At 57.4% G+C, this 14,650-nt stretch carries 15 protein-coding genes; 12 read left to right on the plus strand and 3 right to left on the minus strand.

All coding sequences use genetic code 11. From position 1 onward, the window contains the following. Positions 1-36: 36 nt before the first annotated feature. Entirely contained in the window at positions 37-1,263 is a 1,227-nt protein-coding gene (gene ilvA / locus R1T40_RS16270; RefSeq protein WP_317384864.1) for a threonine ammonia-lyase IlvA, read from the plus strand. Positions 1,264-1,277: 14 nt separating this feature from the next. On the opposite strand, the gene R1T40_RS16275 is transcribed toward ilvA, so the two are convergent. Further along, on the minus strand, positions 1,278-1,601 hold the full coding sequence (locus R1T40_RS16275) for an Hpt domain-containing protein (RefSeq protein WP_106162443.1): 324 nt from the start codon (positions 1,599-1,601) through the stop codon (positions 1,278-1,280). A gap of 212 nt (positions 1,602-1,813) precedes the next feature. Here R1T40_RS16275 and R1T40_RS16280 point away from each other — a divergent pair, with 212 nt between their 5' ends. Continuing rightward, positions 1,814-3,046, plus strand: coding sequence for a PP2C family protein-serine/threonine phosphatase (locus R1T40_RS16280; RefSeq protein ID WP_317384865.1), 1,233 nt, complete (start codon positions 1,814-1,816; stop codon positions 3,044-3,046). A gap of 18 nt (positions 3,047-3,064) precedes the next feature. On the opposite strand, the gene R1T40_RS16285 is transcribed toward R1T40_RS16280, so the two are convergent. After that, entirely contained in the window at positions 3,065-3,508 is a 444-nt protein-coding gene (locus R1T40_RS16285; RefSeq protein ID WP_317384866.1) for an NUDIX hydrolase, read from the minus strand. A gap of 77 nt (positions 3,509-3,585) precedes the next feature. Here R1T40_RS16285 and hslO point away from each other — a divergent pair, with 77 nt between their 5' ends. The 8 genes from hslO (at position 3,586) to R1T40_RS16325 (ending at position 12,943) form a co-directional block, all read left to right on the plus strand. After that, positions 3,586-4,563, plus strand: coding sequence for an Hsp33 family molecular chaperone HslO (hslO, locus tag R1T40_RS16290; protein WP_106162440.1), 978 nt, complete (start codon positions 3,586-3,588; stop codon positions 4,561-4,563). A 4-nt stretch (positions 4,564-4,567) separates the two neighbouring features. Further along, positions 4,568-5,167 (plus strand): CoA pyrophosphatase, encoded by a 600-nt coding sequence (locus R1T40_RS16295; protein WP_317384867.1) that lies wholly within the window; start codon positions 4,568-4,570, stop codon positions 5,165-5,167. Next, complete coding sequence (locus tag R1T40_RS16300; RefSeq protein ID WP_317384868.1) at positions 5,164-6,318, plus strand: CCA tRNA nucleotidyltransferase; 1,155 nt, start codon at positions 5,164-5,166, stop codon at positions 6,316-6,318. Before R1T40_RS16295 ends, R1T40_RS16300 begins: the two co-directional genes overlap by 4 nt. A 242-nt stretch (positions 6,319-6,560) precedes the next feature. Then, positions 6,561-8,399 carry an ABC transporter ATP-binding protein gene (locus R1T40_RS16305; RefSeq protein ID WP_317384869.1) on the plus strand — a complete coding sequence of 613 codons (1,839 nt, stop codon included), beginning with the start codon at positions 6,561-6,563 and terminating at the stop codon, positions 8,397-8,399. Beyond that, positions 8,396-10,240, plus strand: a complete 1,845-nt coding sequence (locus R1T40_RS16310; protein ID WP_317384870.1) for an ABC transporter ATP-binding protein — start codon at positions 8,396-8,398, stop codon at positions 10,238-10,240. Before R1T40_RS16305 ends, R1T40_RS16310 begins: the two co-directional genes overlap by 4 nt. 56 nt (positions 10,241-10,296) lie before the next feature. Continuing rightward, positions 10,297-11,541: a class I SAM-dependent RNA methyltransferase gene (locus R1T40_RS16315; protein WP_317384871.1), complete on the plus strand. Its 1,245-nt coding sequence runs from the start codon at positions 10,297-10,299 to the stop codon at positions 11,539-11,541. A 25-nt stretch (positions 11,542-11,566) separates the two neighbouring features. Further along, the gene (locus tag R1T40_RS16320) at positions 11,567-12,352 is read left to right on the plus strand and encodes an ion transporter (protein ID WP_106162435.1); all 786 of its coding nucleotides are present in this window, start codon (positions 11,567-11,569) and stop codon (positions 12,350-12,352) included. Positions 12,353-12,427: 75 nt separating this feature from the next. After that, positions 12,428-12,943, plus strand: a complete 516-nt coding sequence (locus R1T40_RS16325; RefSeq protein ID WP_317384872.1) for a L,D-transpeptidase family protein — start codon at positions 12,428-12,430, stop codon at positions 12,941-12,943. 84 nt (positions 12,944-13,027) lie between these two features. On the opposite strand, the gene R1T40_RS16330 is transcribed toward R1T40_RS16325, so the two are convergent. Further along, a complete protein-coding gene (locus R1T40_RS16330; protein WP_106162433.1) occupies positions 13,028-13,522 on the minus strand; it encodes a CAP domain-containing protein in 495 nt (164 codons plus the stop codon). 168 nt (positions 13,523-13,690) lie between these two features. Between R1T40_RS16330 and R1T40_RS16335 the strand changes: the two genes are divergently transcribed. Then, entirely contained in the window at positions 13,691-14,308 is a 618-nt protein-coding gene (locus R1T40_RS16335) for a L,D-transpeptidase (protein WP_106162714.1), read from the plus strand. A 138-nt stretch (positions 14,309-14,446) separates the two neighbouring features. Next, entirely contained in the window at positions 14,447-14,629 is a 183-nt protein-coding gene (locus R1T40_RS16340; RefSeq protein WP_106162432.1) for a hypothetical protein, read from the plus strand. The last annotated feature ends 21 nt before the right edge of the window (positions 14,630-14,650 follow it).

Here is a 14,650-nt window from a genome sequence, read left to right on the forward strand (position 1 = left end):
CTTGCCTTGGGCGCGGCTTTCGGTCACCAAATCCCCATGACCAACTTCCGGACCCAGGCCAAGGCGGCCGAGGCGGCGATGCGCGATGTCTTCCCGCCCACGCCGCTGCAACGCAACGAACTCCTGTCCCAGCGCTTTGGCGCGGACATCTACCTCAAGCGTGAGGACCTGAGTCCCGTGCGGTCCTACAAGATCCGCGGCGCGCTGAACGCGATGCGCAAGCAGGGGGCCAAGGATCTGTTTGTCTGCGCCTCGGCGGGCAACCATGCGCAGGGCATGGCCTATATGTGCCGCCAAATGGGCAAGAAGGGCGTGATCTTCATGCCCGTGACGACGCCGCAGCAGAAGATCCAAAAGACCCGGATGTTCGGTGGCGACACAGTGGAAATCCACCTGATCGGCGACTACTTCGACGACACGCTGAAGGCCGCTCAGGAGTGGTGCGCTCAGGAGGGTGGCTATTTCCTGTCACCCTTTGACGATGCAGATGTGATCGAAGGCCAGGCCTCGATCGCCGTGGAAATCGAGGCTCAGCTGGGCAAGGCACCGGATCATGTAGTGCTGCCGGTCGGTGGCGGTGGCATGTCTTCTGGCGTGGTGCAATATTTCGGCGAAGAGGTGCACGCGCTGTTTGTCGAACCGCAGGGCGGTGCCTGCCTGAAGGCCGCGCTGGAGGCAGGGCATCCTGTGCCGCTTGGCCATGTGGACACCTTTGTGGACGGCGCTGCCGTGGGTCGCATCGGCGCGCAGCCCTTCGACATACTGCGCAACGTGCCGCTGCCTGATGTGTTGACCCTGCCTGAGGATCGGATCTGCAACACGATACTCGAGATGCTGAATGTCGAGGGCATTGTGCTGGAACCGGCGGGCGCGCTTGCGGTTGAGGCGCTGGGCGACCTGCGTACGTGGATCAAGGGCAAAACAGTTGTGTGCCTGACGTCTGGCGGAAACTTCGACTTCGAACGGCTTCCGGAGGTCAAGGAGCGTGCTCAGCGCTATTCCGGGGTGAAAAAGTACTTCTTGCTGCGTTTGCCGCAGCGCCCCGGTGCGCTGAAAGAGTTCCTCAACATCCTCGGTCCCGAGGATGATATCGCAAGATTTGAGTATATGAAAAAATCGGCGCGAAACTTCGGCTCAGTCTTGATCGGGATCGAAACCAAGCGACCGGAGAATTTTGCGCCGCTGTTTGCGCAGTTGGACGCGGCTGGGTTTACCTACACGGATATCACAAGCGACGAGACACTTGCTCAATTCGTGATCTGACATCGCCAGTGCAATCAGGCTTGGCTGTTCACTTCCGCAAGAAATTCCGACTTGGATTGGTCGTAGCTGGAAAACACCTGGGACAGATTTACGTTGTCGGCCTTCCCGTTGGCGGACAGGCGCTCACCATCAAAACACAGGCTGGAAAAGTGACGAAACCCCAGGTTCAGGGCGCTACCCTTGAGAAAGTGAAGATCCTGCTCGAGCTGGGATCGGTCTCCCGATTTCAGCTTCTCGATGACGCCTTCAACTTCTTCGAGAAAGAGCTCGATCACCTCCTCAAAGCCGTCTTCGCCGACTTCATCTTTCAGTTCGCGTACACGTGGCCAATCAATCATCGTCTTCTTCCAACACTTCCGGGCGAGACGTGTGTAGCCTATGTCAAAGCAAGTAAAAGTATAGTAAAGAAAAAAAAATCGACTAAAATTTTATTTTTCATCAGCTATTAAGCCGATCAAGTGTTTTCTAAGACGGTCATAAGGGGACACGCCGCGTTAATGAGGGATTGTCGGTGCTGCCAGAGCATTCAGTTAAAGGTGAAGACGTGCCTATGAGCGGCTCCATCCGACGCGTGTTGGTGGTGGATGACAGCCGTTTGCAACGTCGCATCCTGGTGGCCTCGCTCAAAAAGTGGGGCTTCGACGTCGTTGAAGCCGAAGGTGGTGAAGAAGCGATGGATATCTGTCGTGCCGATCCCCCCGATCTCATTCTCAGTGACTGGATGATGCCCGGCATGAACGGGATTGAATTCTGCCGGTCGTTTCGGGCGGAAGCAAATGAGGCCTATAGCTACTTCATCCTGCTGACCTCCAAGAGCGAGAAGAACGAGGTCGCCGAGGGTCTCGACGCGGGCGCAGATGACTTCCTCACCAAACCGGTCAGCTCTGATGAGCTACGTGCGCGTATCTCTGCGGGCGAACGGATCCTGCGTATGCAGCGGGAACTCTTTGAAAAGAACCGTATCGTTTCGGAAACGCTGGATGAGCTGCAAACCGTCTATGATGCGATCGACAAGGACCTGATCCAGGCGCGCAAGATCCAGGAATCCCTGGTGCCAGAGTTGACGCGATCCTTCGGTGCGTCCGAGGTCAATCTGTTGCTCGAGCCCTGTGGCCACATCGGAGGTGATTTGGTGGGGATGTTCTCACCGGGTATAAACCGCCTCGGCTTCTATTCGATCGACGTGTCTGGCCATGGTATTACCTCTGCCATGATGACTGCCCGTTTGGGTGGTTATCTTTCGTCGACCTATTTTGACCAAAATGTCGGCATGGAGAATAAATTCAACCGGTTCTATGCATTGCGGCCCCCCGAGGATGTGGCCAGCGTCCTGAACGCTCGTCTGATCGCAGACACTGGTATCGAAGAGTATTTCACCATGGCCTACTGCATCGCAGATCTGCGTACAGGTCTGGTTAAGATGGTACAGGCTGGTCATCCCCACCCGCTGCTTTTGCGCGCTGATGGCTCAATGGAGTTCATTGGCAAGGGCGGCGTTCCGGTCGGTCTGGTGCCGGATGTCACCTATGATCAGGAAGAATTTATGATGGAGAAGGGTGATCGCCTACTTCTCTATTCGGATGGGTTTACCGAGGCACATTTGAAAAACGGTGCGATGCTCGACACCGAAGGCTTGGTCGAGCTGGTGAAGCGGTGCGACCCACATCAAAGCGGCAAGGCTTTCCTTGATGAACTCTATTGGCAGCTGACACAGGTCATGGGGGACGATAAGGGGCTGGAAGATGATATCTCTGCCACCCTGTTTGAGTTTCAGGGCCCCTGAAACGACCCAGCTCAAACTTTAGCTGCAATCCGAAAGCAGCTTGCAAAAATGACGATCTCCCGCATTTCCCAATATACTAGACGCTGCCTGTGCAGGCATCCAAAGCGCGCTGTGACCGTCTTCTGTCGGTGCGCCGAGGCATAGAACGGGGCGTGCGAGATAGATATGGCAGATTTTCTCTGCCCAAAGGTCATATTCCGGCATGTAGACAAACCGGCGAAACGCACCGACGCGCCGTGGCGTGGATATTTTCCAACCAGTCTCTTCCATGACTTCACGATGGAGGGCCGGGATTGGCGCCTCATTGGGATCTATACCTCCTCCTGGCAGCTGAAAATCCGGTGCAGGATCGTACTGGCAGGTCAGCAGCAGCTGACCATCACGGGGCAATAACGCATAGACACCGGGGCGGATACGATAGTGCTGATCCTTGCGCGGCACCTCTCCAAAGCGTTTGATCACTGGCTCCCCCCTTTCCTCTGATGCTGAAAAGCCTATATAGCGTCGGTATGCCAATAGCCGGCCGTTAAGGAAACCCCATGACACTTGGTTCGAAAATCGCGTGGGACGATACCGTCCTGCCCTTCCAACTTGATGCATCCGACATGCGCGGCCGCGTGGCGCGGTTGGACGGTGTGCTGGATGGGATACTGAAACAACACAATTACCCACAAGCGGTAGAAGCGCTCGTGGCAGAGATGGCGTTGCTGACCGCGCTGATTGGGCAGACCATGAGTTTGCGCTGGAAACTGTCGCTTCAGGTTCAATCCAAGGGCCCTGTGCGGATGATCGCCACAGATTACTACGCCCCCGAAAAAGAGGGTGAGCCTGCTCGTATCCGTGCGTATGCCAGCTTCGATGAGGAGCGTGTTACCGATGGTGCACCGTTTGAGCAGGTCGGCGAGGGGTACTTTGCCATCCTGATCGATCAGGGCGAGGGGACGCAGCCATATCAGGGCATCACACCGCTTGCGGGAACGTCGCTGTCGCAATGTGCCGAAGCGTATTTTGCGCAATCCGAGCAATTGCCGACACGGTTCTCGCTCAGCTTTGGGAAATCGTCAGAGCCGGGCCGACCGGAGCATTGGCGCGCTGGCGGCGTCATGTTGCAACACATGCCAAAAGCGTCGCCCTTTGCCGCTCAAGGTGAAGGCACCGGCGAGGTCCTGACTGCCGAAGATCTGGTCTCGGGCGATGAGCAAGAGCAGTGGAACCGGGTCAACATGCTGCTGGCGACCGTCGAGGATCTTGAGTTGATCGGCCCCTCGGTTTCGCCGACAGAGTTGCTGTTGCGATTGTTTCACGAGGAACAACCGCGCGTCTATGACACGCAGGCGGTCCGCTTCGGATGCACATGCTCGGAAGATCGTGTTCGGCAGAGTCTGTCGATCTATTCGGCCAAGGATATCGCAACGATGACGACGGATGAGGGTCGTGTGACAGCGGACTGTCAGTTCTGCGGCGCGCACTATGATTTGGATCCGGCCGAAGTGGGCTTTGAGGCCACCAAGGAGTAAAAACGTGTCAGCGCTGGCGGCGAAAATCACCAAGGCGCTGACGCGCAATCACGAGGCGACCTCAGATTTCGATTTGAATCCGGGCACCGTGCTGCCGGTTGAGCGTGAGCTGCGTTCAGCCGGAGTGTTGATCGGAATCGAGACGTTTGACACGGTACCGCAGGTTATCCTGACCAAGCGATCATCTGCGTTGAAGCATCACCCCGGGCAGATTGCATTTCCCGGTGGCAAGGTAGATGCCGGAGATCGCGATGTGACTGATGCGGCCCTGCGCGAGGCTTGGGAAGAGATTGCCTTGCCGCGCGATTTGCCCCGCATTCTTGGTCAACTGCCTGCACATGAAACCGTGACCGGGTTCCAGGTGACCCCGGTGGTTGCGTTGATCGAGCGCCCATTTGAGGTGCGCGCCGAGGTTGGCGAGGTCGCAGAAGTGTTTCGCGCGCCCTTGGCTCACGTGCTTGATATTGAACGCTATCAAATTCAATCCCGCCGCTGGCGCAAAACGCGTCGGCACTATTTTACGGTTCCCTTTGGTCCCTACTACATTTGGGGTGCTACCGCGCGCATGTTGCGTGGCTTTGCCTCCATGATGGATGCGACATGAAAATCGACCAGCCCTGGCTTCACGCATCATCCACACGCAGGGTCTGCGATGCCCTCAGCGGTGCTGGGGCAGAGATCTATTTTGTCGGAGGATGTGTGCGGAATGCGTTGCTGGGCGCGGATGTGACGGACCTCGACCTCTCGACCAATGTGGTCCCGCAGGCGGTGATCGCCGCCGCAGAAGGCGCCGGTCTCAAGGCGATCCCGACCGGGATTGATCATGGCACGGTCACGGTCGTCGCCGAGGGTGTTCCCCATGAGATCACCACTTTCCGTAAGGATGTGGCGACCGACGGGCGGCGTGCCGTTGTGGCCTTTGCCACGGATATTGCAGAGGACGCGCGGCGCCGGGATTTCACCATGAATGCGCTGTACGCCCGCCCAGATGGCGAAGTCGTTGATCCATTGGGTGGATTGGGTGATCTGCGGGCGCGCCGTGTGCGGTTTATCGGCCAAGCCTGTAATCGTATCAAAGAAGACTACCTTCGGATTCTGCGCTATTTTCGTTTTCACAGCTGGTACGGCGACGTTGGTCTTGGGTTTGACCCCGAAGCGCTGGCTGCGATTTCGGAAACGCAGGAGGGGCTCGATCAGCTGTCACGCGAGCGGGTCGGCGCTGAGATGGTCAAACTCCTGCGCGCGCCTGATCCCGCACCTTCGATCGCGACCATGCGACAGATCGGAGTTCTGGGGCATGTTCTTCCCGGCGCCGATGACCGTGCGCTCGCTCCTCTGATCCATCTGGAAGGACAGAGCGATGTAGCGGCGGAAACCCGCCTTGCGGCTCTTGGCGGTGAAGATCTGCAAAACGCCCTGCGGCTGAGCAAGGCCATGTCTGCCCGTGTCAGCCTTCTGCGCGACCTCGCGGAAGGGCTACAGGGCCCGGCAGAGATCGCGTATCGTCATGATGCTGTCACCGCCTACCAGGCCGCACGACTACGCGCCGCATTGCTGGAAATGCCTATTAAAGCCTATTTAGACACTGATATTGCGCGTGGCGCGGCAGCCCGCTTTCCGCTCAATGCCACAGATCTGATGCCGAAGTTTCAGGGCGCAGAGCTTGGCCGTGCGCTCAAAGCGCTGGAGGCAGAGTGGATATCGTCCGGTTTCTCGGCGAGTCGCGAGACACTTCTGTCCAGTGTTCGGCAATAGGTGTGTGAGGTTGCGTCAGATATTCTTCATGGTTGAAGGGCGTGACAAACGCGTTTCTGCGCGCTACCCCTTAGCTTGTGGAAGCTGAAGGTTCAGGAGGAATGCTGATGTATTACGGGATCTGGAACGACGATTGACGTCCGAGTCCGACCCGTAGGGTGTGTCGGGGGCCTCGGTCGCCACCATTCACCATGCCTATCGCATTCTTTGACTTTCCTTGCTCAAATTAATGGAGCAACCACATGTTTCGCTTCTTTGAAAACCTCATCGACCCCTATTGCGACTATCCGGAAACTGATCGCCCGCCGACCAAGCTCTGGCCGTTTATGCGCGACTATGCGCAGCCCTTCAAAAAGGTGTTCTGGGCAACGGGTCTGATCTCGGTCGTTGTTGCCGCAGTGGAGATCGGTTTGATCTCCTACATGGGCCGTGTCGTCGATATTTTGTCCGGATCTCCCGAAGAGGTCTGGGCGATGCATGGCACTGAGCTGATCCTGATGGCCGTGTTCATTCTGTTTCTGCGCCCGGTGATCCAGCTGATCGATGTCATGTTGCTCAACAACACGATCCTGCCGAACTTCGGCACCCTGATCCGCTGGCGTGCGCATAAACATGTGTTGCGTCAATCTGTTGGTTGGTTCGAGAACGATTTTGCAGGCCGGATCGCTAATCGCATCATGCAAACACCCCCCGCGGCTGGCGAGGTGGTGTTCCAGGTCTTTGATGCGATTACCTTTGCATTGGCTTATATGCTCGGGGCGGCGTTGCTATTGTGGGCGGCAGATGCCCGCTTGCTGCTGCCGTTGCTGATCTGGTTCGTTCTATACGCGGCGCTGATCAGGTGGACTGTTGTTCGCGTCGGACCTGCCAGTCAGGCCGCATCTGATGCGCGATCCACAGTTACTGGGCGCGTGGTCGACAGCTATTCCAACATTCACTCGGTCAAGATGTTCGCGCATCATGATCGCGAGTTGGACTATGCCAAGTCCGCGATCGAGGAGACGCGCACGACGTTTCAGGCTGAAATGCGGATATTCACCATCATGGATGGTGCCCTCGTGATGCTCAATGGGTTGCTGATCGTGGGCGTGGTCGGGTGGGGCATTGCGCTCTGGATGCAAGGATTGGCCAGTGTCGGCGTGGTTGCTGCGGCGACAACGCTGACATTGCGGCTGAACTCCATGACGGGTTGGATCATGTGGGCCTTGACCAGCTTCTTCCGTCAGCTCGGTGTTGTTTCAGAAGGGATGCAAACCATCGCTCAGCCGATCGACCTGGTGGATGATAAGACCTGCAAACCGCTGCATCTGACCAAAGGCAAGATCACATTCGATAATCTGTCCCATCATTATGGGCGCGGATCAGGAGGGCTTGATCAGCTGAATCTGACCATACACCCCGGCGAGAAAGTCGGACTGATCGGGCGATCTGGGGCTGGCAAATCGACGTTGGTTAAGCTGCTTCTCCGGTTCTATGACACCGAAGACGGGCGCATTCTGATCGACGGTCAGGATATCTCAACCGTGACACAGGACAGTTTGCGTCAGAACATCGGCATGGTGCAGCAGGACAGTTCGCTCTTGCATCGTTCCGTGCGGGACAACCTGCTTTATGGCCGTCCGGATGCGGCGGAGCAGGAGATGATTGCTGCCGCACGCAAGGCGCATGCCCATGATTTCATTCTTGATTTAGAGGACCCGCAGGGGCGCACTGGCTATGATGCGCATGTCGGTGAGCGTGGTGTGAAGCTGTCAGGTGGCCAGCGACAGCGTGTGACTTTGGCGCGCGTTATCCTGAAAAACGCACCGATCCTGCTGCTGGACGAAGCGACATCCGCGCTTGATTCCGAGGTCGAGGCCGCCATTCAGGAAACGCTTTACGGCATGATGGAGGGTAAGACTGTGATTGCGATCGCGCACCGCCTGTCCACCATCGCGCAGATGGACCGGATCCTGGTGCTCGATCAGGGAAAAATCGTCGAAGAAGGCACGCATGAGGCGCTTTTGGCCCAGAGCGGCCTATATGCACAATTCTGGGCGCGCCAGTCGGGCGGGTTCCTGAATGTAGAGGCAGCAGAATGAAGCTTGGAAATCTGATCGACGCGTTTCAACCCGCGGAGGGGCCGCCGCCACAGACATTAGGCGCGTTCATCCGCTGGTGTCTGTCGGGAGCCGGGCCGATGTTGGTGCTCGCGGCGGTGTGTTCCGCGCTTGCGGGTGGTATGGAGGCGGGAACGGCCTTCATCCTCGGTGTGGTGATTGATACGGCCATCGCAAGTGGCCCGGAGGGTTTCTTCGGTGCCAATCTTGGGACCATCGTCGCGGCTCTGGCGTTTTTCCTGCTGGTGCGGCCGGTGCTGTTTGGCCTTTCGGCGGCGACCAACGCCATTATTGTGCAGCCAAACGTAAGTCCGCTGGTCCTGTCACGGATCAATCGTTGGACCCTTGGACAGTCGGTGCGGTTCTTTGATGATGATTTTGCCGGCCGGATCGCACAAAAGCAGATGCAGACCGCCAATGCAGTGACCTCAGTTGTGGTTGAGGTCATCAATGTTGTGGCCTTTGCCTTGGCCTCTCTGGCCGGCGCGTTGATCCTACTGGGGGCCGTTGATCTGCGCATCACGCTGCTGTTCCTGATCTGGTTGCTGGGGTATTTTGCCACCATTCGCTGGTTCTTGCCGCGTATTCGCAAGCGGTCTGCCAGTCGCGCCGGCGCCCGTGCCAATGTGACCGGACAGGTTGTGGACACCATTACCAACATCAAGACGGTGCAACTCTTCGCCCATGCCGATCATGAGGAACGTGGCGCGCAGGACGCGATGGTGACCTTCCGTGAGAAGGCGCTTGAGTTTGGATACCTGTCGGCGTCGTTCCGTTTCTGCCTGATGACGCTGGCGGGGCTGCTGCCGGTCCTGTTGATCGGTGCAACGTTGTGGCTGTGGCAGGGCGGCGTCGCCAGCGAAGGCGACATTGTTGCCGCTGGCGCAGTTTCTATCCGGATTGCACAGATGACGGGCTGGGTCAGCTTCACCCTCATGGCGATCTATTCCAACGTGGGCGAAATCGAGAATGGAATGAAGACGCTCGCGCGGCCGGACCGGATCGAGGACGATCCTGATGCGCAGGAGCTTCAGGTGCGCAAGGGCGAGATTGTACTGGATGACCTGAGTTTCAGTTATGGGCGCGATATTGGCGGCATATCAGATCTGTCACTGACCATTCCACCGGGCGAAAAGCTCGGGATCGTTGGTGCTTCCGGGGCCGGGAAGTCGACACTTGTGTCACTGCTACTGCGTCTCTACGAGCCTGAGCAGGGCCGCATTCTGATCGATGGGGCCGACGTTTCGAGCGTCAATCAGAACAGTTTGCGCAGCCAGATCGGCATGGTCACGCAGGAGACTGCGATGTTCAATCGATCAGCAATGGATAACATTCTCTACGGGCGTCCCGACGCCAGTAGAGAAGAGGTGATCGCGGCGGCGTCCGCAGCCGAGGCGCATGAGTTCATCACCGACCTGCAAGACGGGCAGGGACGGGAAGGGTATGACGCCTATCTGGGGGAGCGTGGCGTTAAGCTCTCAGGCGGGCAACGTCAGCGGATTGCGTTGGCACGGGCTATCCTGAAGGATGCGCCGATCCTCGTGTTGGATGAGGCCACCTCAGCACTCGATTCTGAAGTCGAGGCGTCAATCCAGTCTGCCCTGACGCGGGTGATGGAAGGCAAGACGGTCTTGGCCATTGCGCACCGACTGTCGACATTGGCGGAGATGGATCGAATCATTGTCATGGATCGAGGGCGTATCGTCGAGCAGGGCAGTCATGATGAACTACTCGCGCAGGGCGGTCTCTACGCTCAATTCTGGACCCGTCAGTCAGGTGGCTTCATCCGCACGGAAGACGAGGCCACAGAAGCTGCCGAGTAGGGGGCGCAATGCGTTTCCTCCTTTTGCCGCCGGACGTCCCGCGCTATGGCAGGAGCATGACAAACGCAGCCAGAACCAGAGCCACGATTGAACGCTTGGGACACCAGGGCGACGGGATCGCCCCGGGACCACTCTTTGCACCCAGAACATTGCCGGGAGAGATCATCTCCGGTGTGATCTCAGGGCAGACCTTGACGGATATCCGCATCGAAGAACCGTCCGAGACCCGCGTGCAGGCACCATGTCGCCACTACAAGTCCTGCGGGGGCTGCCAGTTGCAGCACGCGAGCGATGACTTCGTGGCAGATTGGAAGGTCGATGTGGTTCGCCACGCACTGCGAACCCGTGGATTAGAGACTGATTTTCGGCCTATTCAAACGTCACCGTCACGCTCCCGACGCCGGGCAACGCTGTCTGCAAAGCGTACGAAGAAGGGGGCCATGGTCGGCTTTCATGGCCGGGCCTCCGACATTGTAACAGAGATCACGGATTGTCACCTTCTTGCGCCAGAGTTGATGGCGGCAATCCCGATGGTTGAGTCTCTCGCCATTGTTGGGGCCAGTCGCAAGGCACCCTTGTCGGTGACTTTGACGACGTCCGCCGCTGGTCTGGATGTGCTGGTGCGGAATGGCAAACCTCTCGATGGGCCGTTGCGTATTCAATTGGCGCAATCCATCGAGCGTTATGAAATCGCTCGTTTGACCTGGGAAGACGAGCCGATCGGAATGGAACAGCCGCCGACACAGCGCTTTGGCGCGGCAAGGGTCTGCCCTCCTCCGGGGTCGTTCCTGCAAGCGACACATGAAGGTGAGGCGGCACTGGTTGCTGCGGTGCAGGAAGCCGTCGGAGAGGCGCGCCGGATCGCGGATCTCTTTGCCGGGTGTGGGACCTTTTCACTCCCGCTGGCACAGAAGGCCGAGGTCCATGCTGTCGAAGGGGAGCGCGATATGCTGCAGGCGCTCGAGCAAGGATGGCGCATGGCGCGCGGTCTCAAAAAAATCACCACCGAAACGCGAGACCTGTTCCGCAACCCGATGCTGCCCGAAGACCTGAAGCCGTTTGACGCTGCGTATGATGCGGTAGTGATTGATCCGCCGCGTGCTGGCGCAGAAGCCCAGGTGGCAGAAATCGTGCGCGCGAAGGTTCCGACCGTTGCTTATGTGTCGTGCAATCCAGTTACGTTTGCTCGGGATGCTGAAACTCTTGTTGCTGCAGGTTATTCGCTCAACTGGGTGCAGGTCGTTGACCAGTTCCGCTGGTCATCGCATACCGAGCTGGCAGCCAGCCTGACCCTGTCCTGAGCCGAACCATAGGAGTGTCTCCCCGATGATCGACCGTATGAAATCCGTTCTGGACAGCGATGTCTTTGGTCGGTTCATCACAGCTGTTATTCTTGTGAATGCGGTGACATTGGGGATGGAGACCTCGGATGCGGTGATGGCACGTATCGGAGAGCTGGTTCTACTGATTGATAAGCTCTGCCTGGTCATCTTCATTCTTGAGATCGGGGCGAAGCTGATTGTTTGGCGGTTGCGCTTCTTTCGCAATGGTTGGAACGTGTTCGATTTTCTGATCGTTGGTATTGCGTTGGCGCCGGCGGCACAGGGGTTCTCGGTCCTGCGGGCACTTCGTATCCTGCGGGTATTGCGTGTTATTTCCGTTGCACCGAGATTACGCCGCGTGGTCGAAGGGTTCATCACCGCACTGCCCGGAATGGGGTCGGTTTTCTTGCTGATGGCGATCATCTTCTACATCGGATCGGTCATGGCGACGAAGCTGTTCGGTAGCAGTTTTCCGGAGTGGTTCGGCACGCTTGGCCTGTCGGCCTATTCCCTGTTCCAAATCATGACGTTGGAAAGCTGGTCGATGGGGATCGTGCGTCCGGTGATGGAACTCTATTCATATGCTTGGGCGTTCTTCGTGCCTTTCATCATGGTCACGACCTTTGCTGTCGTGAACCTTCTTGTCGGCTTGATCGTGAACTCCATGCAGGATGCGCATTCCGAAGAAGAGGGAGAGCGCACCGACGCCTATCGGGATCAGGTCATTTCTCGTCTCGAAGCGATCGAAGCGCGGATTGCCCGGCTGCAGGACGAGACGACAGAAAAGTGATTATCTTTTCTTAACCAAGTTTGCTGTAATGCTAACAAAGAGCATAAAGCCATCAAGAGCGGACAGATCAAGACAATGCACAGGCGTACATTCGGGGCAGGTATTCTGGCCACCCTCGGAGCAGCTGGTTGTTCCAGCGGCCCCAATATTCGACGGTACAATGGACCTCCCGTAACATCGATCGTGGTGAACAAGGGCACGCGGAAGATGTACCTTTTGAACGAGGCGAAGGTCTTGCGTGAGTACGACGTCGGTTTGGGCTTTGCCCCCGTCGGACATAAACAAATCGAGGGCGACGGCCGCACACCAGAAGGCACATATCGCATCGACCGTCGTAACCCCCGCAGCCAATTTTACTTGTCGCTGGGGATTTCATACCCGAACACCTCGGATCGGGCCCATGCGCGGACATTGGGCGCAAGCCCGGGTGGGGATATCTTCATCCACGGCGAACCGAATGAGCGCAAGGATCGTCGCCGGGCTGCACGGATTCAGGACTGGACGGCTGGTTGTATTGCCGTGAGCAATGACGAGATCGAGGAAATCTGGGCTATGGTCAACGACGGGACAATCATCACGCTTCGCCCGTGACAGTGCCAGATATGCCGATACAGACGAAAAAGGCCGCTCCATATGGATGCGGCCTTTCCTATTGCGGGGGACTGAAAGCGGTGACTACTCCGCCATTAACAACGTCCACCAGATCTTGCCGTTGGCTTCCTGGAACCAGGAAAAGCCCATGTTGCGGGCCTTGGGGTCCATGACAACAGAGCGCGTGCCACTGTTTTCCATCCAGGCTGTCAGCGTTTGCACTTCGTTTTCGTAGGATTCCGAAATGTTTTCCCCAACAAGCTGGCCCGTATAGCCAACCCGGTTGACCCGATCGAGAGGGGAAGAGCCGTCAGAGCCGAAGTGCCAGGGCCGGTTTTGCACTGACATATCACGGGAATGAGTGGCTGCCGCTGCGTTGAGCTTGCCGTCCAACTGCACTGTGGGGCTGCCAGCAGCCTCACGCAGGGCGTTGACGGAGTCCAGCATGCGGAACTGGACACGTTCTTCGTTCCGAATTTTGTAAACACCGGACCCGGTCGCGGTGCCATCGTTGCCAGTGGTACATGCCGCCAGCACAAAACTCGTCAGTGTAGCCAGAATCAGGAAAACACGTGTCATTCTAAACCCTAAAAAGTGTTCGGTCAGAGCGTCCCTTAGCTCTCCTGTGACTTATAGGCAAACCCGGTTGGGTCACAATGACGAGATATGGGGGGATTGAATTGCGACTGAGGCATTCCAGCCATAGACTGCCCGACAATGGATCCCTTCAGTACAGAGTATCTTCTGATGACACCTAAGAACCCTTTGAAGCCGTCGCGCCGGCAATTTCTTGCGGGATCTGTCTCGCTTCTCGCAACCCCAGCGCTTGCGCAGGGCGTAGCTGAGACGGAAGAGCCAACCTTTGATCCCCTGCGCCCACCACCGGAACCGGAGCCGAATGTTGCCCGCAATATTTCCGCATTTCGGGCCAAGGACTGGCGCCCTTACTTCGACACCCTGCGCCGCGGAGCGATTCTCGTCGATATCAACAGCCGCGCGTTACATTTCTGGTCCGAAGATCAGTCGGTCTACAAGCTGTTCCCTTCGTCGGTGCCGCTGAGTGATGATCTGACACGCCGTGGTCGCACCAAGATCACTCGCAAGGTTGAAGGTCCGGGATGGGCGCCGACGCCGAACATGCGAAAACGCAATCCGGAGTGGCCCGCCTACATTCCGCCCGGACCTGATAACCCACTGGGGACACATGCGCTTTATCTCAGTTGGAAGTACTACCGCATTCATGGAACGCACGATACGCGCAAGATCGGGCGCAAATCCTCCAATGGCTGCATCGGCCTCTACAATGAGCACATCGCGGAACTCTACAAACTGACGCGGACCGGGACACAGGTGTTGCTTATTTGACGACAACCACCCAAAGCTCGACGCGAGAGATTTAACAACCAATTGCAATCCGGTGTGTTTCCCGCTTAAAAAAAACCACGAGGTAAGTCTTGAGTGCGCACATCATATGTGTGCTGTGCGCGTATTCTGGAGGTTAACATGAAGAAACTCATTATCGCTGCCGCTCTGGTCGCTGCTGCATCCGCAGCATCCGCTGGCAACCTGGCAGAACCGATCGTTGAAGCACCGGTTATCATCGAAGAAGCAACCGGTTCTTCTTCCGGCATCCTGCTGCCGCTGCTGCTGCTCGTTATCGTAGCTGCTGCTGCCGCAAGCAACTAATCGTTGCCAAAAGAATGAGAA

The organism is Tritonibacter scottomollicae, assembly GCF_032924845.1.
Classification (GTDB): Bacteria; Pseudomonadota; Alphaproteobacteria; order Rhodobacterales; family Rhodobacteraceae; genus Epibacterium; species Epibacterium scottomollicae.

Excerpts from the sequence above, each read along its gene's own strand:
- ilvA (WP_317384864.1), top strand. The coding sequence starts at position 37 with ATGACCAACTTCCGGACCCAGGCCAAGGCGGCCGAGGCGGCGATGCGC.
- R1T40_RS16275 (WP_106162443.1), bottom strand. The coding sequence starts at position 1,601 with ATGATTGATTGGCCACGTGTACGCGAACTGAAAGATGAAGTCGGCGAA.
- R1T40_RS16280 (WP_317384865.1), top strand. The coding sequence starts at position 1,814 with ATGAGCGGCTCCATCCGACGCGTGTTGGTGGTGGATGACAGCCGTTTG.
- hslO (WP_106162440.1), top strand. The coding sequence starts at position 3,586 with ATGACACTTGGTTCGAAAATCGCGTGGGACGATACCGTCCTGCCCTTC.
- R1T40_RS16300 (WP_317384868.1), top strand. The coding sequence starts at position 5,164 with ATGAAAATCGACCAGCCCTGGCTTCACGCATCATCCACACGCAGGGTC.
- R1T40_RS16305 (WP_317384869.1), top strand. The coding sequence starts at position 6,561 with ATGTTTCGCTTCTTTGAAAACCTCATCGACCCCTATTGCGACTATCCG.
- R1T40_RS16310 (WP_317384870.1), top strand. The coding sequence starts at position 8,396 with ATGAAGCTTGGAAATCTGATCGACGCGTTTCAACCCGCGGAGGGGCCG.
- R1T40_RS16315 (WP_317384871.1), top strand. The coding sequence starts at position 10,297 with ATGACAAACGCAGCCAGAACCAGAGCCACGATTGAACGCTTGGGACAC.
- R1T40_RS16320 (WP_106162435.1), top strand. The coding sequence starts at position 11,567 with ATGATCGACCGTATGAAATCCGTTCTGGACAGCGATGTCTTTGGTCGG.
- R1T40_RS16325 (WP_317384872.1), top strand. The coding sequence starts at position 12,428 with ATGCACAGGCGTACATTCGGGGCAGGTATTCTGGCCACCCTCGGAGCA.
- R1T40_RS16330 (WP_106162433.1), bottom strand. The coding sequence starts at position 13,522 with ATGACACGTGTTTTCCTGATTCTGGCTACACTGACGAGTTTTGTGCTG.
- R1T40_RS16335 (WP_106162714.1), top strand. The coding sequence starts at position 13,691 with ATGACACCTAAGAACCCTTTGAAGCCGTCGCGCCGGCAATTTCTTGCG.
- R1T40_RS16340 (WP_106162432.1), top strand. The coding sequence starts at position 14,447 with ATGAAGAAACTCATTATCGCTGCCGCTCTGGTCGCTGCTGCATCCGCA.